The organism is Rhodothermales bacterium (assembly GCA_039944855.1).
In the GTDB taxonomy this organism is placed as follows: domain Bacteria; phylum Bacteroidota; class Rhodothermia; order Rhodothermales; family JANQRZ01; genus JBBSMX01.
Window position 1 is genome coordinate 12,694 of sequence record JBDUXZ010000010.1, and the last position, 18,695, is coordinate 31,388.

Here is an 18,695-nt window from a genome sequence, read left to right on the forward strand (position 1 = left end):
GCGGAGGAGTGGGAGGTTTCGGCACCCACCGCCACTCCGCTTTCCCCCTTCCCTTCTTCCCTTCTTTCCACCTTCCGCTCCTTCCCCCTCCCCATGACCCTCCTCGTCCTCTACGTCCTCCTCGCCGTCGGCGTCTCGTTCCTGTGCTCGATCATGGAGGCCGTGCTCCTGAGCATCACGCCGAGCTTCGTCGCCGCGCTCGAAGCGGGGGGCAGCACGACGGGCGCCCGCCTCCGCGCGCTCAAAGAGGACATCGACCGGCCGCTCGCGGCCATCCTCACGCTCAACACGTTCGCCCACACGCTCGGCGCGGCGGGAGCGGGGGTGCAGGCCGAGAAGGTCTTCGGCAGCGCGGCGCTCGGCGTGTTCTCGGCCGTGCTCACGCTCATCATCCTCATCCTCTCCGAGATCATCCCGAAGACGCTCGGCGCGGCGTACTGGCGGCGGCTCGCCGGTCCCGTCGCCACCCTCCTCAAGCCGATGATCTGGGTGCTCTTCCCCCTCGTCTGGCTCTCGCAGCAGCTCACACGGCTCCTCGCGCGCGGCGGGAAAGAGAACCAGGTCAGCCGCGCCGAATTCGCCGCCCTCGCCACGATCGGGGCCGAGGAGGGCGTCTTCAACCCGCGCGAGTCGAAGATCCTCCAGAGCCTCCTCCGCTTCAACGAACTCACGGCCCGCGACGTGATGACGCCGCGCACGGTGATGGTCGCATTCCACGCCGACACGCCGGTGCGCGAGGTCGCCGAGCGCGAGCTCCGCTTCTCGCGGCTCCCCGTCTACGAGGAAAACCGTGACCACGTCACGGGCTACCTCCTCCGCGGCGACGTCCTCCGCGCGATGGCCGAGAACCGGGCCGACACGCCCGTCAGTAAGATCCAGCGCGATGTCCTCACCGTTCCCGAGTCGCTCCCGCTCCCCCGCCTCTTCGAGCGCCTGCTGGAGCGGCAGGAGCACATCGCCCTCGTCGTCGACGAGTACGGCGGGACGGCCGGGCTCGCGACGATGGAGGACGTGGTCGAGACCCTCCTCGGCATGGAGATCGTGGACGAGGCCGACACCGTCCACGACATGCAGGTCCTCGCCCGCGAGCGGTGGGAGGAGCGCGCCCGCGGCCTCGGCCTGCTCGACGACGTCCCGGAGGAGGAACTCGCCGACGCGATGAAGAGCCGCGAGGCCGGCGTCAAGCTCGGCATCACCGGCGGCGTCCCACCCGCCACCACCGCCGTCAGCGACGACTCGCCCCCCGCCGCTGACGCCCCGACCCGACCCGACGAGGAGCCGCGCCGCGCAGAATAGATCTACGGCATAGATCGACGGCCGGCTGATCTCTCGCCTCGCGCTCGGCTTCCTGCCCCGCGCCCGGCGGACGTACTTTTGGCTCCCCACTTACCCCGCCCCCATGCGAGACCTCGCCTCCTTCCCCGACGCCGCCCTCCGCATCTTCGACCGCCCCGAGGCCCCGCCGCCGGACGCCATCCGCTCCGTCTACCTCGTCGGCATCTGCGGTAAGGGGATGGGCGCCCTCGCCGAACTCCTGGTAGAAGCGGGCTACGAGGTCCGCGGCTCCGACGAGGCCGCCTATCCCCCGATGAGCACGCGGCTGAACGCCCTCGGCATCACGATCGACGAGGGCTACGCCCCCGCCCACCTCGACCCGGCGCCGGACCTCGTCGTCGTCGGGAACGCGGCGGTGCCGACGCACCCCGAGGCGACGTACGCGCGCGAGCACGGCCTCGTGCAGATGTCGCTGCCGGAGGCCCTCGCCCACTTCTTTCTCCGCGACCGCCGCAGCCTCGTCGTCGCCGGCACGCACGGGAAGACGACGACGGCGGGCATGCTCGCCCACGTCCTCCGCCACGCCGGCCTCGACCCCGGCTTCTTCATCGGCGGCGTGATGACGAACTACGGCGCGACGTGCGCCGTCGGCTCCGGCCCCCACTTCGTCGTCGAGGGCGACGAGTACGACTCGGCTTATTTCGACAAGCGGCCGAAGTTCATGCACTACCGTCCGACGAGCGCGATTGTGACCTCGATGGAGTTCGACCACGCCGACATCTACGCCGACTGGGACGAGTACCGCGCCGCCTTCCGCGAGTTCGCCGCCCTCCTCCCCCCCGACGGCCTCCTCCTGCTCAACGGCGACGACCACGAGGTCCGCTCCCTCGAGGACTACACCGAGGCGCGCGTCCGGTTCTTCGGGCTCGAAGGCGGCGACGACAACGTGACGGCGCAGGACATCCGTGCCGTCGAGGGCGGGCAGCGCTTCACGCTCGTCGCCAACGGTCACCCGCTGACGGAGATCTTCCTCCCGATGAGCGGGTGGGTCAACCGGTTCGACGCGCTCGGCGTGTGCGCGATCGCGCTCGACGCGGGCGTCGAGCCCGATGCCATCGCCGCCGCCTTCGCCTCGTTCCAGGGGATGAAGCGGCGGCAGGAGATCCTCGGCGAAGCCGACGGCGTGATCGTCGTCGACGACTTCGCCCACCACCCGACGGCCGTCGACGCGACGGTCCACGCGGTGAAGGAGCGGTGGCCGTCGCGCCGCGTCGTCGCCGTCTTCGAGCCGCGCTCGAACTCCAGCCGTCGCAAGGTCTTCGAGGCCACGTACACCACCGCGCTCGCCGAGGCCGACGCCGTGTTCATCAGCGCCCCCCCGCTCCGCCACAACGACAACCCCGCTGATTTCCTCGACGCCCACGCCGTCGCCGAGCGGATCGCGTCGAAAGGCATCCCCGCCGCCTCTTTCCCCAGCGCCGCCGATCTCCTGCCCCCGCTCCTCGACGCCCTCCGCCCCGGCGACGTGGCGCTCGTGATGAGCAACGGCTCGTTCGACGGGCTCCACCGGAAGCTGGTGGAGGCGCTGCGCGAGCGCGAGGGCGCGTCGGAAGTCGCCTCCTGAGGTGCCGTTCCCGCTCTCCGCTACGGACGCCCGCGGCCGGACGCTCACGCTCGACGCGCCGCCGCGCCGCATCGTTTCCCTCGTCCCGAGCCAGACTGAGTTGCTCGCCGACCTCGGGCTCGACGCCGAAGTCGTCGGCCTGACGCGGTTCTGCGTCCACCCGGCGGGCTGGAAATCGGCCAAGCAGATCGTCGGCGGGACGAAGAACGTGAACGTCGAGCGCGTGGCGGCGCTCGCGCCGGACCTCGTCCTCGCCAACCTCGAAGAGAGCGTCCGCGAGCAGGTCGAAGCGCTCGACGCCGTGACTTCCGTCTTCGTCACGGATGTAGCGACGGTGGACGACGCGCTCGCCCTCGTCCGCACCGTCGGCCGGCTCGTCGGGCCGAGCGAACGGGCCGAGGCACTCGCGACGGAGATCGAGCAGGGCTTCGCCGCCCTCGCCGCGCGTTCGCCCCTGCGCATCTGCTACCTCATCTGGCGCGACCCGTGGATGACGGTGGGCGGCGACACGTTCATCCACGACGTGCTCCGCCGTGCCTCGCTCGAAAACGTGTTCGGCGAGCGGGCGCGCTACCCCGAAGTCACAGCAGACGAGATCGCAGCGGCCGAGCCCGATGTGATCCTGCTGTCGAGCGAGCCGTTCCCGTTCGGCGAGGCACACATTGCCGAGGTCGAGCGCGCCGTGCCCGGCGTGCCTGTGCGGCTCGTCGACGGCGAGCTATTCTCGTGGTACGGCAGCCGGATGCGCCTGATGCCGCCGTACGTCGCTGGCCTCCGCAGCACCCTCGCCCGCGACCTCCCCCGCTGATTCCACATCGTTCCGTCGAGCAACTCACCGAAAAGGCATTCCTGTCATCCCGAGCTCGTCGAGGGATCTTTCCTGAGCCGACGTTCCGCCAACAGAGATCCTTCGACTCCGCTACGCTCCGCTCAGGATGACATCGGAGAAGAGGCTCTCTCCACAGCCGCACCGCCCGTGCCCGACCGATCTCGTCTCTTCCTCGCAGGCTGCGCGCTGCTCTATGCCCCGTGGCTCTTCCTCGGCTACGGGGCCGACGACGACGCGTACCGGATCGTCCGCACCGGTCGCGTCCTCTTGGAAGAGGGGCAGTACATCGGCTCGCGCAACCCCGGCTACCTCGTGCCCGAACTCGCCACCGCCGGGCTCAACGCGGTCGGCGGGAGCGTGCTCAGCAACCTCGGCACCCTCGCCCTCGCGCTCGTCGCGCTCGGCGCGTTCCTCGCTATCGCCGAGCGGCTCCGGCTCTCGGCTCCCCTCCTGCTCGCCGCCGGCCTAGCCCTCCACCCCATCTTCTGGTCGAACGCGGCAGCGACGATGGACCACGTCTGGGGCCTCGGCTTCCTCCTCGCCGGGTGGGCCGTCCTGCTCGACCGACGCTGGCTGCTGGCGGGCGTCCTCCTCGGCCTCGCCGTGGGCAGCCGGTTCACGATGCTGTTCGCCGTGGTCGGCGTGCTCGCTTTCGCGTGGGGCACCGCGCCCGAGGACCGACGCCGCGTGTTTTGGTCGACGGTAGTCGCCGGACTGCTCGGCGCGGCGTGCTACCTCCCCTCGGCCTACGAGTTCGGGTGGACGCTGGGCTTTTTGGAGCCGGCCGGACTCGGCGGGCCCGAGCTGTGGACGTGGCCGCTGCGGCTCGGGCGTTGGGGCTACAAGAGCCTCTATTTCTGGGGGCTGCCGGCCACGGCATTTCTCGCCGGGCTCGGCGTGTTCGCGCTGCGTCGGCGTCCCCTTCCTCGGTCCGCCCTCCTCGCCCTCTGCCTCGCCGTGCCGGTCGCGTACGAAGCGCTCTTCCTCCGCTTCCCGCTCGACGTGGGCTACCTCCTCCCCATCGTCCCGTTCGTGCTGATCGCTGTCGGCGTGCTGCTGGCCGAGCACCGGCGCTGGCTGCTCGCGTTCGTCGTGGTCCTCGCGCTGCACAACGTCGTCACGTTCAACCTCGCGCGGCCGGACCGGCCGTTCGGGGCGACGGACGCCGCGTTCGGGCTGTGGGTGGAGCCGGGGCCGCTCGTCGAGAGCACGCGGATCCGGCTGCTGACGCGCGACTGCGCGGACGTGGCGTGCTGGCAACAGCGGATGGGGCTCGCCGAGGAGTAAGCGGGCCGGCCTCACGTTTTCGCACACTCTGCGGGATCGCCCTGTTGCGCGTCTGCAGAAAAGCCGCGACCTTCGGGCCTCCCCTCACCCACCCATCCTCCCGATGCGACGAGTCATCTTCAACCAGAAAGGCGGCGTCGGCAAGTCCAGCATCGCGGTCAACCTCGCCGCGCTCAGCGCGCAGCGCGGGCTAAACACGCTCCTCCTCGACCTCGACGCGCAGGGGAACGCGACGCAGTATCTCCTCGGCCCGGCGCTGCCCGAGGTCACCGTCGCTGGGTTCTTCGAGCAGTTCCTCTCGTTCCGCCTCTCCGAGGACGCCCTCTCCGAGTTCGTGCTCCACACGCCGTACGACAACCTCGCGCTCGTCGCCGCCTCGCCCGAGCTCAACGAGCTGCAGAGCCGGCTCGAAGCGAAGCACAAGATCAACAAGCTCCGCGATGGGCTCGAAGCCCTCGACGGCTACGACGCCGTCTACATCGACACGCCGCCCGCGTTCAACTTCTACACCCTCTCCGCGCTCATCGCCGCCGACGCCTGCCTCATCCCGTTCGACTGCGACGCCTTCTCGCGCCACGCCCTCTATTCGCTCCTCGACAACGTCGCCGAGGTCCGGTCCGACCACAACCCCGACCTCCGCGTCGAGGGCATCGTCGTGAACCAGTTCCAGGCGCAGGCGAACCTCCCGCAGCGCGTCGTGGACGAGCTGAAGGCCGAGGGCCTCCCCGTGCTCGACACCCTCCTGCCGACATCGGTGAAGATGCGGGAGTCGCACGAGGCCGCGACGCCGCTCGTCCACTTCGCGCCGAAGCACAAGCTCTCGCGCGCGTTCGTCCGACTCTACGACGAGCTCGAGGCCGCGTGATGCGCCCGTTCGCCGACCTCGTCGTGGTGGAGCTCGCGAGCGTGCTCGCCGGGCCGAGCGTCGGGCAGTTCTTCGCCGAGCTCGGCGCGACGGTCTTCAAAGTGGAGAACCCGGCGACGGGCGGTGACGTGACGCGCCGTTGGAAGCTCCCCTCCGAGCCCCCCAGCGACGACCGCTCGGCCTACTTCGCCGCCGCGAACTGGGGCAAGCAGTCGCTCGCCCTCGACCTCACGGCGCCCGACGGCCCGCGCGTCCTCCACGACCTCGCCCGCCGCGCCGACCTCGTCGTGGCCTCGTACAAACCCGGCGATGCCGAGCGGCTCGGCGCCGACGCGGCGACGCTCTGTGCGCTGAACCCCCGGCTGATCTACGCCCACATCGTCGGCTACCCCGACAGCGCGCGGGCGGGCTACGACGCGGTGATTCAGGCCGAGAGCGGGTTCACGTTCATGAACGGCGCGGCCAATGGCCCGCCCGTGAAGATGCCCGTCGCGCTCGTCGACGTGCTCGCGGCGCATCAGGTGAAAGAGGCCGTGCTCGTCCGCCTGTGGGAGCGGGAACGGACGGGGCGCGGCGGCGCGGTGACGGTGTCGCTCTTCGAGAGCGCCGTCGCCGCCCTCGTCAACCAGGCGACGAACTGGCTGACGGCGGGGCGCGCCCCGCAGCGGCTGGGCTCGGATCACCCGAACATCGCACCCTACGGCACCCTCTTCCCGACCGCCGATGGCGAGGCCGTCGTGCTCGCCGTCGGGACGGACCGGCAGTTCGCCGCGCTCTGCGACGTGCTCGGGCTGAGCGAGATCGCCGCCGCGCCCAGTTTCGCGACGAACCAGCAGCGCGTGCGGAACCGGGGCTTCCTGAACCACCTCCTCGCCGAGCGCATCGCCGAGCGCCGCCGCGACGAGTTCCTCGCCGCGCTCGCCGAACGCGGCGTCCCCGCCGGCGCCGTCAACGATCTCCCCGCCGTGTTCGCCCACCCCGCCGCCGAGGACATGGTCGTGCGCGACGAAGAGAGCGCGCTTGCGGGAGTCCGCCACGTCGCGTTCCGCTCCGACGAGGAGACACCCATTCCCCTCGCTCCGCCGCCGCGCTACGCCGCCCACACCCGCGAGATTCTCACGGCGTACCTCGGCTACTCCCACGACGAGGTGGAACGGCTCGCCCGCGCGGGCGTCGTCGGCTGAGCGCCGATGCCCGGAGCCATTTACGCGCAAGCGGGTTAGCGCTTCCGAGTCGCCCCTTCCGCACGCCTCCGCCCGTCTCCCTTCCGCAGCCATCTCCGTTCCCATGCCCCCTCAGGCGCCCATCGCGGCCGACGACCTGCACACCCTCGTCCTCCTCTACCTGTCGGTCGCGTACGAGTCGGACCGCAACTTCGACCCCGCCGAGCACCACATCGTCCTCCGCCTCCTCCGCTGGTGGATGCCCGACCTCACGACGTCTGACGCCGAAGCCATCGTGGACACGGCCCACAAAGCCGTCCGCAGCGGCATGAGCGACAGCCCCGACGTGCTCGCTCGCACGATGGGCGCCGCCCTCTCCCCTAAGCTCCGCCGGCGCGTGCTGTCGGACCTCGGCCAGATCGCCCAGGCCGACGGGTTCCTCTCCGTCGAGGAGGCCAGCACCATCCGCCGCATCCGCACGGCGTTCGACATGGACGAGGCGAACGGAGAGGACAGCGCCGATTGACGCCGAGGGAGCGGGCACCTCCGCGAGCGATACGCGTTTGAACAACTTATCCGCCCTCTCCTCTCTCCCTTCGTCTTCATGTCCAACCTCCCCGCTCACGCCGCCGGCACCTTCGCCCTCGGCGGCGACCTCCCGATCCACCGCATGGGCTACGGCGCCATGCGCATCACCGGTAAAGGGATCTGGGGCCCGCCGGCCGACCACGCCGAGGCCCTCCGCGTCCTCCGCCGCGCCGTCGAGCTCGGCGTCGACTTCATCGACACGGCCGATTCGTACGGCCCGTTCGTCTCCGAAGACCTCATCGCCGAAGCGCTCCACCCGTACGCCGACGGCCTCGTCGTCGCGACGAAGGGCGGGCTCGTCCGCACCGGACCGCAGCAGTGGAAGGAGGTCGGACGTCCGGCCTACCTCCGGCAGTGCGTCGAGATGTCGCTCCGTCGGCTGAAGCTCGACGCGATCCCGCTCTACCAGCTCCACCGGATCGATCCCGAGGTGCCGCGCGAGGACCAGTTCGGGGTGCTGAAGGACATGCAGGACGAGGGCAAAGTCCGCCACGTCGGCCTCAGCGAAGTCGGCGTCGAGGAGATCGAGGCCGCGCGCGCCGTGCTCCCCATCGTCAGCGTGCAGAACAAATACAGCCTCGGCGACCGGAGCCACGAGGACGTGGTCGACTACTGCGAAGCCGAGGGACTGGCGTTCATCCCGTGGTACCCGCTCGAAGCCGGCAAGCTCACCGAGAAAGGCGGCCCCGTCGACGAAGCCGCGAAGCAGACCGGCGCGACGCACGCGCAGGTGGCCCTCGCGTGGCTGCTCCGCCGCTCGCCGAACATCCTGCTCATCCCCGGCACGTCGTCCGTCAAACACCTCGAAGAGAACGTCGCCGCCGCCGAGTTGGAGCTTCCCGACGACCTCTACGAGCAGATGACCGAAGCCACCGCGCCCGAAGCTGCCTGACCGACACGTCGACACACGAAACGAAGAACGGGGACGGCAGCCGATGCCGTCCCCGCTCCGTTTTGATCGGTGCTGTGGGCGATGCTAGTTACACGCGACGTCGTCGAACGCCTCGTTCCAGCAGGCCCGCTCGCCCTCGTTGTAATTCGACGCGGTGATGGAGCCGGCGCCAGTCTCGGCGTCCCACGCGATGAGGTGGGTGTTGCCTTCGCTGGCCTGGTCCCAATCGAACGAGCGCCCGTCGCCGTTCGTGCCGTAGACCACATCGTCACCGCCGGCATCGCCGACGCCTGCGGGCACGGCGAAGCGGAGGGTCTTGTCGTCCTCGCTCTCGGCGTCGAAATCGGCTTCGAGCACGCGCGTGCGCACGTCGTCGATGCGGTAGTAGAGCTGCCACGCGCCGGACTCGCCGTCGAATGCGGTCTGCGCCGTGTAAAGCTCGAAGTCGTCGTAGACCTCGCCCGTCTCAGGGTCCGTCGCCGTGATCTGCATGCTCCAGTCGACCGAGGTGCCCTCGGGGGTCCCGGCGAGGCGGAACGTCGCGTCCTGCTGGTTGATGCGGATCGTGTTCGACCAGATCCACGTCCCGTCCTCGACGAACGGGTCGGCGTTGAGCGCGGCGGCCGTCACCGCCTTCGGGATCAGCAGATTCAGCCCGACGATCGTCGTCACGGCGCCGACGCGGATGGCGGCGTTCGCGAAGTTATCGCCGCCGAGGCGCGCTTCGCCGCCGCGGTTCGAGTCGGGGAAGAGGGCGTCGGAGAGGTCGAACGCTTCGGGGGTAATGACCGGCGGCGCGATCTCCGCGCTCGGATCCGGGTCGGCGCTGTCGCACGCGGCGAGGGAGAGGCTGAAGAGGAGGCACACGGCGAGGAGGCCGCGCGCGGGAGTGGCTTGGGTGTTCATGGGGGAGTACCGTGGTGGTGGGTGGGTACGATGAACGAACACGCCCAAAGTAACCAGCTCCGTGCCGTACAGCGTTAAGCGGCCGTAATTGGTACGCAGAGCCCCTCGCGTCCGGCCTTAGCCGACGGTCTCCGTCCCCATTCGTATTCGGCCTGTCTCCCCGCTCGCCCGGTACCGATACGGGACGCCGACGCGTCGGACCTGGGCGCGAGCCCAGTGCTCCGCCATCGACGCTAGCCTCCGACCGGCGCCGCCTCGATGAACATCGGTGCGCCCGGTCCGAGCGGGAGACCGAAGACGAGCCACACGATGAGCAGGATCATCCAGATCACGAGGAAGACGAACGTGTACGGCAGCATCGTCGCCACGACGGTCCCGATCCCGGCCTTCTTGTCGTAGCGCTCGACGAAGGCGATGATGAGCGCGAAGTAGCTCATCATCGGCGAGATGATGTTCGTCGTCGAGTCGCCGATGCGGTAGGCGGTCTGGACCAGCTCGGGCGAGTAGCCGAGGAGCATGAACATTGGGATGAAGACCGGGGCCATGATCGCCCATTTCGCCGATGCGCTCCCCATCGCGAGGTTGATGACTGCGGAGAGGAGGATGAAAAGCATCATCAGCGGGATCGGGCCGAGGTCGAGGGCTTGCAGCCCCGCCGCCCCGTTGATGGCGAAGATCAGCCCGAGGTTCGTCCACTTGAAGTACGCCACGAACTGCGCGGCGAAGAACACGAGCACCATGTAGATGCCGAGCGTGGACATCGCGTCGCCCATCCCGTTCATCACGTCGGCGTCGCTCTTCAGCGTCTTCGCACCGAGGCCGTACGCGATGCCGGCAATGCTGGCGGCGATGAAGATGACGGCCACGATCCCCTGCATGAACGGCGAGCGGAGCACGCTGTCCGTCCCCACTTCACGCAGGAACCCGCCTTCGGGGACGAGGCCCCACAACACGAGCGCCGTGAGGACGACGACGGAGACGAGCGCCCACCGTAGCCCGCGTTTCTCGTCGGCCGTGAGGTCGTGGATCTCCTCGGCCTCCACGTCGCCCGTGAACTTCCCGAGGCGGGGCTCGACGATCCGCTCGGTCACCCACGTCCCGGCCGCGGCGATGAAGAATGTCGAGACGAACATGAAGTAGTAGTTCGCCGCCGGGTTGACGAGGTACGTCGGGTCGATGATGCGGGCGGCCTCTTCGGAGAGCCCGGCGAGGAGCGGGTCGATCGTGCCGAGCAGAAGGTTGGCTGAGTAGCCGCCGGAGACGCCCGCGAACGCCGCCGCGAGGCCGGCGATCGGGTGGCGCCCGACGGCGAGGAAGATGATGGCCGAGAGCGGGACGAGGAGGACGTAGCCGACCTCGCTCGCCGTGTTTGAGAGCACGCCCGCCATCACGATCACGAACGTCAGCAGCCGCGGCGGCGCGCTCAACACGAGGAGCCGGATGCCCGTCCCGATCAGCCCGCTCCGCTCCGCCACGCCGATCCCGAGGAGCGCGACGAGCACGGTCCCGAGCGGGGCGAACCCGGTGAAGTTCGTGATCATCTCCGTCAGAATCCGGTGCAGCCCCTCGACCGAGACGAGGTTCACCGGGCGGATGACCTCGCCCGTCCGCGGCATCACCGCCTCGATGTCGAGCAGGCTGAACACCCACGAGAAGACGATCACGAGCCCGGCGAAGAGCGCGAACAGCGTCGCCGGGTGCGGGAGCGCGTTCCCGACGCGCTCGATGACGCCGAGGACGCGGGCGAAGCCTTTCTGTTCGGTGGTGGGAGTCTCCATCGGAAGCGGGGTACGTGAAAACGGCCGGGCGCCCCGAAGGTAGCGCCCGACCGCGAGATGTGGCGAGGACGTACTACCTAATTAGCGTGCCTGTATCCAATTCCCCATACTCTGAGGACCTCACGGACTGCCTCTGCCAAGCCTCCTCTCCCATCTACCCGCTGAATCATTCCCAGCACCCACGACAGCCTTTCCACATCACAGTCTTCGAGTAGAAGCGGAACGATACGCCCTTCGTATCTCTGCTCCTGAAGCGCATAGCTGACTTCTCGCTTCACCCACATAGAGTTGACAGAATCTGGAGAAAGCACCACGACGAGCCAGTCGCAACGCTGAAGAGCACTCCCGATCTCGTCCATCCATTGCTGTGCTCCTACCAGATTGGTAGTGCTATACCAAACTGGAATCCCATGCCGCCTAATCTCAATTGCCAGTTCAGAAGCGAACTTAGAGTTCTGGCTGGCATGCGAAAGGAATACCTCGTCAGGGGGCATAGCAACTGCACCAGTCAGGAATACGAGGGCGTAGCCTTCTTAATCTGGTCTGCCACAACATGAAAGGCTTCTTCGCGCTCAGGATATTCATCAAGTCTGATGCCTTGAAGACGCTTGAGAACCCACGGCCCTTCGCTCATCGCTTCCTGACCGTCGTAGATAGGATAAACGCGTCCTTTAAACCGCCTCTCGCTCGTAGCAAAGGAGAGGTCTTGTTCGATGGTATGGGAATGAATGCCGCGGTTTGTTAGCAGCAGCACCATAGCATCAGCGTCACGGAGGGCATCTCCGCGTTTAGCCGACCAATTATCACCTGGCAGAATCTCCCAAGCGTCTAGCCACACGCGAAGGCCCTGCTTCTTCAACGCCTGCGCAGCCTCCGTCGCGAGCGATCTATCGCTGTGCGCATAGCTGATAAATACCGTCATGGAGTCTACCCTCCCTTCTATCTGGATAGCATGTCCTCACCGAGGATACGGTCTAGCATAGCCCTTCTGCTATGCAGATGAAAGCACATACGCAGAGTTTGTTACTATAGTTCAGTCCTCCGGCGTCCAACTCCCGATGCGGTCCTCGATGTAGCGGCGGACGTTCGCGGCGGGGATCCGGTCCTGCTCCATCGAGTCGCGGTCGCGGATCGTCACGGTGTCGTCCTCCAGCGTGTCGCCGTCGACGGTGATGCAGAACGGGGTGCCGATCTCGTCCTGCCGCCGGTACCGCTTGCCGACGGAGCCTTTCTCGTCATAGAACACGTTGAACTGCTTGCGGAGGTCCTCCTCGATCCGGTGCGCGATGTCGGGCATCCCCTCCTTCTTGACGAGCGGGAAGACGGCGGCGGTGTAGGGCGCGATCTCCGGGTGGAACTTGAGCACGGCCCGCTGCTCGCCCCCGACCTCCTCCTCGCGGTAGGCGTCGCAGAGGATCATGAGGATCGTCCGGTCGAGCCCGACGGAGGTCTCGACGACGTAGGGGAGATAGCGCTCCTGCGTCTGCGGGTCGAAGTACTCCATCTTCTTGCCGCTGTACTCCTGGTGCCGGCTGAGGTCGAAGTCGGTGCGGCTGTGGATGCCCTCGACTTCCTGCCAGCCCATCGGGAACTCGTACTGCACGTCCTGCGCGGCGTCGGCGTAGTGGGCGAGCTTCTCGTGCTGGTGCCAGCGGAGTTTGCTCAGGCGGATGCCGTTGTTGAGGTGCCACTGCATCCGCTTCGCGCTCCATTCCTCGTACGCCTCCATCTGCTCGCCGGGCTTGACGAAGTACTGCATCTCCATCTGCTCGAACTCGCGCATGCGGAAGACGAACTGCCGCGCGACGATCTCGTTGCGGAAGGCTTTCCCGATCTGCGCGATGCCGAACGGGACCTGCAAGCGGGCCGTCTCGCGGACGTTCTGGTACTGCACGAAGATGCCCTGCGCCGTCTCGGGCCGGAGGTACACCTTGCTCTCGGAGTCCGACGCCGGCCCGATGTGCGTCTCGAACATGAGGTTGAACTGCCGCACGTCGGTCCAGTCGAACGCGCCGCTGTCGGGGCTGCGAATCTCCTCGGCCATGATGACGGCGTGGAGCGCAGCGGACGGGTTCTCCGCGTTGAGCGCGTCGACGAGGGACTGGTAGACGCGGTCGGCCTCGTCGTCCTTCCCCTTCCGCCGGAGCTTGTCGATGTAGCCCTCGATGAGCTGGTCGGCGCGGTAGCGCATCTTCGACGCCTTGTCGTCGATGAGCGGGTCGCTGAAGGCGTCGACGTGGCCGCTGGCCTTCCACACCGTCGGGTGCATGAGGATGGCGGCGTCGATGCCCTCGATGTTGTCGTGGCGGTAGACCATCGCCTGCCACCACCGCGCGTTCACGTTTCGCTTGAGTTCGACGCCGAGCGGGCCGTAGTCGTAGACGGCGCTGAGGCCGCCGTAGACCTCGGAGGACTGGAAGATGAAGCCGCGTCGTTTGGAGAGCGAGACGATCGTGTCGAGGTCGGCCATGAGGATGCTGGGGCGAAGGGAGGAAAGTAGAGACGCAGCACGCTGCGTCTGCCGGAAGGTAGCCGGGCCGGAAGCACTCCATCCACCCCCGACGACGAACAACCGGCCAAAACGCCGCCTCGGTCGGGCGAACCGGGGCGCGGGCTCCTGTATATTTCGTCCCATGGCCGTCTCTCCCTCCCTTCCCGTCCCGGCGATCAGTCGCCTCGCCGCACTGAACCGCGCGCTGCGGACGTACCAGTGGGTGAAGAACGTGCTCCTCTTCGTGCCGATGCTGATGGCGCACGAGGTGATGGACGCGGGGCAGTGGGGGCAGGCCGCGCTCGGCTTCGTCGCCTTCAGCCTGTGCGCCTCGTTCGGCTACGTCGTCAACGACCTCGTGGACCGCGAGGCCGACCGGCAGCACCCGGCGAAGCGGCACCGCCCGTTCGCCTCGGGCGCGCTCTCGCCCGCGTCAGGCTACGTACTCGCGCCCGTGCTCCTAGCCGCCGCGTTCGCGATTGCGTGGGCGGCGCTGCCCGGCGCGTTCCTCGTCGCCCTCGCCGTCTACCTCGCCACGACGCTGGCGTACTCCTTCGCGATGAAGCGGCAGCCCGTGCTCGACGTCCTCGTGCTCGCGGGGCTCTACACCCTCCGCATCCTCGCCGGCGGCGCGGCGACGGGCGTGCCCGTCTCGGAGTGGCTGCTGGCGTTCTCTATGTTCTTCTTCCTCGCCCTCGCCCTCGTCAAGCGCTTCGCCGAACTCAAGCGGCTCGACGTGGCGCCGGAGCGCTCGCTCCACGGGCGCGGCTACCGCGGCGACGACCTCCCCGTCCTCCGCACCGCCGGCCTCGCGTCGGGCTACCTCTCGGTCCTCGTCCTCGTCCTCTACGTCAGCAGCCCCGAGGTCACGATGCTCTACGAGCGCCCGACGCTGCTGTGGCTCGTCGGCGCGCTCCTGCTCTACTGGATGACGCGGGTGTGGCTCCTCGCCGAGCGCGGGCGCGTAGACGACGACCCGATCCTCTTCGCCGCGAAGGACCGAACCAGCTACGCCGTCTTCGCGCTGATGGGCCTCATGCTCTTGGCCGCGACGCTATGACCGCGCGCCGCTACGCCTCGTGGGGCCGCGTCCCGGCTTCGACGCCCGACCGCATCGAGCGACTGCAGACGGACGCCGACGCGCTCCCCGACGCGCCGCCGATGCTGGCTTACGGGCGGGGCCGCTCGTACGGCGATGCCTGCCTCAACAACGGCGGCACGCTCCTCGACACCACCGCGCTCGACCGCGTGCTCGCCTTCGACACCGACACGGGCGTGATTCGCTGCGAGGCGGGGCTGACGCTCGCGCAACTGCTTGCCGTCGCCGTGCCTGCCGGGTGGTTCCTGCCCGTCACGCCGGGCACGAAGTTCGTCACCGTCGGCGGCGCGATTGCGAACGACGTCCACGGGAAGAACCACCACCGCGACGGGACATTCGGCCGCTTCGTCCGCCGCTTCGAGCTGTGGCGCTCCTCCGGCGAGAAGCTCGTCTGCTCGCCCGATGAACACGCGGAATTGTATCGGGCCACGATCGGCGGGCTCGGGCTGACGGGGCTGATCCGCTGGGCCGAGATCCAGCTCACGCCCGTCGCCAACGAGCACGTCGACCTCCGGCGCGAGCGCTTCCCTTCGCTCGACGCCTTCTTCCGCATCAACGACGCGGCCAGCGCGCGCTCGCGCTACACCGTCGCGTGGATCGACACGACGGCGACGGGCGCGAACCTCGGTCGCGGGCTCTACATCGAGGGCGACCACGCGCCCGGACCGCCCGACGGCCCGCCGCTCCCCCCGCCCGGCGACCCGATGACGCCCCGCGTTCGCGTCCCACTCGACGCGCCCTCGCGCCTGCTGAACCCGCTGACGGTGCGCGCCTTCAACGCGCTCTACTACCGGCAACAACTGAAACCGGTCGTCCGCAAGCGAACGCACTTCGAGCCATTCTTCTACCCGCTCGACGCCGTCGGCGACTGGAACCGGCTCTACGGGAAACGGGGGTTCTTCCAGTACCAGTTCGTCGTCCCGCATTCCGACGGGCACGCGGCGGTCCGCGAAATCCTCGACCGGATCGCGCGCGCGGGGCAGGCGTCGTTCCTCGCCGTGCTCAAGACGTTCGGGGCGATCGAGTCGCCGGGCTTGCTGTCGTTCCCGCGCCCCGGCGTCACGCTCGCGCTCGACTTCCCGAACCGGGGCGAGACCACCCGGCGGCTCTTCCGCGAGCTCGACGCGCTCGTGCGTTCTGCGGGCGGGCGGCTCTACCCCGCCAAAGACGCCTGCATGACGGCCGAGGATTTCCAGCAGTCCTACCCCGAGTGGGAAGCGTTCCGCGAACACATCGACCCGGCCTTTTCGTCGAGCTTCTGGCGCCGCGTGACGGAGGAGTAAGGACGGTTGCGAGCCGGCGGCTATCTTCGGTCGAACCCAACCGATCCCCGCCGATGCGCCGCTTCGCTCTCCTCTTCCTGCTCGTCCCCTTCGTCGCCCACGCGCAGGACGACGCGCTCCCAACCATCGAGGCCAAGACCGAAGGGCTGGAACGTCGCGACGGCTTCGTGCCGGTTTACTGGGACGCCCGCGCTGGGAAGGTCTGGCTCGAAATCGAGCGGTTCGACGACGAGCTGCTGTACTCCGTCGCGCTCACGGCCGGGCTCGGCTCGAACGACGTCGGGCTCGACCGCGGGCAGCTCGGCGGGGAGCGCGTCGTGCGGTTCGAGCGGGTCGGGCCGAAGGTGTTGATGGTGCAACCCAACCTCGGCTTCCGCGCCGACTCGGAGAGCGAGCCCGAGCGGCGCGCCGTCCGCGACGCCTTCGCCGAGAGCGTCGTGTGGGCCTTTGACGTGGCCGCCGAGACGGGCGACCGCGTACTCGTCGATGCGACGCCGTTCGTCGTGAGGGATGCGCACGGCGTGGCCGCGCGGCTGAAAGCCACCGGGCAGGGCAGCTTCTCGCTCGACGCCGGACGCAGCACGCCGTACCCCGCCGTCCTCAAGGCCTTCCCCGATAACACCGAACTCGAAGCGCGGCTGACATTCACGAGCAGCGAGCCCGGCCGCTACGTCCGCGACGTCGCCGCCGACCCCGAAGCCGTCACCGTTCGCGTCCGCCACTCGCTCGTCCGCCTTCCCGACGACGGCTACACGCCGCGCGTGCTCGACCCGCGTTCGGGGTACTTCGGCGTAGCGTGGCAGGACTACGCGAACCCCATCGGCGAGCCCGTCACCGAGCGCTACATCGCCCGTCACCGGCTCGAATGTGCGGGTCGGCCCGACGCGAACGGCCGGTGCGCCGCGCGCGAGCCCATCGTCTACTACCTCGACCCCGGTACCCCGGAGCCGGTCCGCAGCGCGTTCCTCGACGGCGCGCGGTGGTGGGCCGCCGCGTTCGAGGCCGCCGGCTTCCGCGACGGCTATCGCGTCGAGATGCTGCCCGACGACGCGGACCCGCTCGACGTGCGCTACAACGTGATCCAGTGGGTCCACCGCGCGACGCGGGGCTGGAGCTACGGCTCGTCGGTGACCGACCCGCGCACCGGCGAGATCATCAAGGGCCACGTCTCGCTCGGCTCGCTCCGCGTCCGGCAGGATTACCTGCTGGCCGAGGGCCTCCTCGCGCCGTACACCGACGACGACGCAGCCGGGTTCGCGCCCGACGATGACCCGATGCTCGCGCTCGCGCTCGCCCGCCTCCGCCAACTCTCGGCGCACGAGGTAGGCCACACGCTCGGCATCGCGCACAACTTCGCAGCTTCGACCTACGAGCGCTCCTCCGTGATGGACTATCCGGCTCCGCTCGTCACGCTCGCCGCTGATGGGTCGGTGGATGTGAGCGAGGCCTACGCCGTCGGCGTCGGGCCGTGGGACGTGCAGACGGTGCGCTACGGCTACACGCCGTTCGCAACGGATGCCGAAGCCGACGGGCTCGAAACGATCCTCCGCGAGAACCGCGAGCGCGGGCTGGATTACCTCTCCGACGCCGACGCCCGTTCGCCCGGCGCGGCGGCCCCGGCGGCGATCCTGTGGGACAACTTCGGCGACCCGGTGGCGGCACTCGACACCGAGATGGCAGTGCGGCGCACCGCGCTCGCCCGCTTCGGCGGGGCGGTGATCCGCGCGGGGCAGCCGCTCGCGACGCTAGAAGAAGTCCTCGTCCCGCTCTACCTCCGCCACCGCTACCAGGTCGAGGGCGTGGCGAAGCTCGTCGGCGGGGTGACATACAGCTACACCGTGCGCGGCGACGGTAGTGCTCCGCCCAAATCCGTCGCCGGGGACCGGCAGCGCGCCGCGCTCGACGCCCTCCTCGCCGCGCTCGACCCGAAAGAACTCCGACTCCCCGACGCCGCGCTCACGCTCATTCCGCCGCGCCCGCCGGGCTACTACGACGACCGCGAACGGTTCGACCGTCGCACGGGCCCGACGCTCGACCCCGTCGCCCCCGCCGAAGCCGTCGCGACGCTCGTCCTCGGCCTCCTCGTCGACCCCGACCGCGCCGCGCGCCTCGTCTACCAGCACGACTTCGACGGCTCGCTCCCCGGCCTCGGCGCGGTGCTCGGCGCGACGACGGAAGCCGTGTTCGCGACCCGAACGGCGGATGCGTACGAAGCCGAACTGAACCGGACGGTGCAGACCGTATGGGTGCAGACGTTGATCGGCCTCGCCGACGACCGCCGCGCGGCCTCGGCGGTCCGCGCCCGAGCCGAGCACCACCTGCGGACGATACACGGCCTGCTCGGCACCCCCTCCAGCGACAATGAAGCGACGGCTCACGGTCGCTGGCTCCGCGCCGGTATCCAGCGCTTCCTCGACCGCAGCGCCAACGAAGCCTCGGAGCCTGCACCCCTCCGCATCCCGCCCGGCTCGCCGATCGGGCATTGAGAGCGGAAGAGCGGAAGAGCGGAAGAGCGGAAGAGCGGAAGAGCGGAAGAGCGGAAGAGCGGAAGAGCGGAAGAGCGGAAGAGCGGAAGAGCGGAAGAGCGGAAGAGCGGAAGAGCGGAAGAGCGGAAG

At 68.9% G+C, this 18,695-nt stretch carries 16 protein-coding genes; 11 read left to right on the top strand and 5 right to left on the bottom strand.

The window, feature by feature from the left end:
• The first annotated feature begins 93 nt into the window (after window positions 1–93).
• From ABJF88_05920 to ABJF88_05955, 8 genes are all read left to right on the top strand, one after another.
• A complete protein-coding gene (locus ABJF88_05920) occupies window positions 94–1,296 on the top strand; it encodes a hemolysin family protein (protein ID MEP0546448.1) in 1,203 nt (400 codons plus the stop codon).
• Between the two features lie 103 nt (window positions 1,297–1,399).
• Window positions 1,400–2,899, top strand: a complete 1,500-nt coding sequence (locus ABJF88_05925) for a Mur ligase family protein (GenBank protein ID MEP0546449.1) — start codon at window positions 1,400–1,402, stop codon at window positions 2,897–2,899.
• A 1-nt stretch (window position 2,900) separates the two neighbouring features.
• Window positions 2,901–3,707, top strand: a complete 807-nt coding sequence (locus tag ABJF88_05930) for a helical backbone metal receptor (GenBank protein MEP0546450.1) — start codon at window positions 2,901–2,903, stop codon at window positions 3,705–3,707.
• 168 nt (window positions 3,708–3,875) lie between these two features.
• Window positions 3,876–5,015 carry a hypothetical protein gene (locus ABJF88_05935; GenBank protein MEP0546451.1) on the top strand — a complete coding sequence of 380 codons (1,140 nt, stop codon included), beginning with the start codon at window positions 3,876–3,878 and terminating at the stop codon, window positions 5,013–5,015.
• A gap of 103 nt (window positions 5,016–5,118) precedes the next feature.
• On the top strand, window positions 5,119–5,880 hold the full coding sequence (locus tag ABJF88_05940) for a ParA family protein (GenBank protein ID MEP0546452.1): 762 nt from the start codon (window positions 5,119–5,121) through the stop codon (window positions 5,878–5,880).
• Window positions 5,880–7,064, top strand: coding sequence for a CaiB/BaiF CoA-transferase family protein (locus ABJF88_05945; GenBank protein ID MEP0546453.1), 1,185 nt, complete (start codon window positions 5,880–5,882; stop codon window positions 7,062–7,064). The genes ABJF88_05940 and ABJF88_05945 overlap by 1 nt, the downstream gene beginning before the upstream one ends.
• A 103-nt stretch (window positions 7,065–7,167) precedes the next feature.
• Window positions 7,168–7,569 (top strand): TerB family tellurite resistance protein, encoded by a 402-nt coding sequence (locus ABJF88_05950; GenBank protein ID MEP0546454.1) that lies wholly within the window; start codon window positions 7,168–7,170, stop codon window positions 7,567–7,569.
• A gap of 78 nt (window positions 7,570–7,647) precedes the next feature.
• Window positions 7,648–8,523: an aldo/keto reductase gene (locus tag ABJF88_05955; GenBank protein MEP0546455.1), complete on the top strand. Its 876-nt coding sequence runs from the start codon at window positions 7,648–7,650 to the stop codon at window positions 8,521–8,523.
• 84 nt (window positions 8,524–8,607) lie between these two features.
• On the opposite strand, the gene ABJF88_05960 is transcribed toward ABJF88_05955, so the two are convergent.
• The 5 genes from ABJF88_05960 to ABJF88_05980 all read right to left on the bottom strand — a co-directional run bounded on the left by ABJF88_05960 (window position 8,608) and on the right by ABJF88_05980 (window position 13,677).
• On the bottom strand, window positions 8,608–9,429 hold the full coding sequence (locus ABJF88_05960; GenBank protein MEP0546456.1) for a hypothetical protein: 822 nt from the start codon (window positions 9,427–9,429) through the stop codon (window positions 8,608–8,610).
• 233 nt (window positions 9,430–9,662) lie between these two features.
• Complete coding sequence (locus ABJF88_05965; protein ID MEP0546457.1) at window positions 9,663–11,207, bottom strand: AbgT family transporter; 1,545 nt, start codon at window positions 11,205–11,207, stop codon at window positions 9,663–9,665.
• 77 nt (window positions 11,208–11,284) lie between these two features.
• Window positions 11,285–11,701 carry a toll/interleukin-1 receptor domain-containing protein gene (locus ABJF88_05970; protein ID MEP0546458.1) on the bottom strand — a complete coding sequence of 139 codons (417 nt, stop codon included), beginning with the start codon at window positions 11,699–11,701 and terminating at the stop codon, window positions 11,285–11,287.
• Between the two features lie 14 nt (window positions 11,702–11,715).
• A complete protein-coding gene (locus ABJF88_05975; protein MEP0546459.1) occupies window positions 11,716–12,129 on the bottom strand; it encodes a toll/interleukin-1 receptor domain-containing protein in 414 nt (137 codons plus the stop codon).
• A gap of 111 nt (window positions 12,130–12,240) precedes the next feature.
• Complete coding sequence (locus ABJF88_05980) at window positions 12,241–13,677, bottom strand: glycine--tRNA ligase (GenBank protein ID MEP0546460.1); 1,437 nt, start codon at window positions 13,675–13,677, stop codon at window positions 12,241–12,243.
• 163 nt (window positions 13,678–13,840) lie between these two features.
• Here ABJF88_05980 and ABJF88_05985 point away from each other — a divergent pair, with 163 nt between their 5' ends.
• The 3 genes from ABJF88_05985 to ABJF88_05995 are packed head-to-tail and all read left to right on the top strand — an operon-like array spanning window position 13,841 to window position 18,566.
• Window positions 13,841–14,758, top strand: a complete 918-nt coding sequence (locus ABJF88_05985) for a UbiA family prenyltransferase (protein ID MEP0546461.1) — start codon at window positions 13,841–13,843, stop codon at window positions 14,756–14,758.
• Window positions 14,755–16,080: an FAD-binding oxidoreductase gene (locus ABJF88_05990; protein ID MEP0546462.1), complete on the top strand. Its 1,326-nt coding sequence runs from the start codon at window positions 14,755–14,757 to the stop codon at window positions 16,078–16,080. Before ABJF88_05985 ends, ABJF88_05990 begins: the two co-directional genes overlap by 4 nt.
• Window positions 16,081–16,133: 53 nt before the next feature.
• Window positions 16,134–18,566, top strand: a complete 2,433-nt coding sequence (locus tag ABJF88_05995; GenBank protein MEP0546463.1) for a zinc-dependent metalloprotease — start codon at window positions 16,134–16,136, stop codon at window positions 18,564–18,566.
• Window positions 18,567–18,695: the final 129 nt, after the last annotated feature.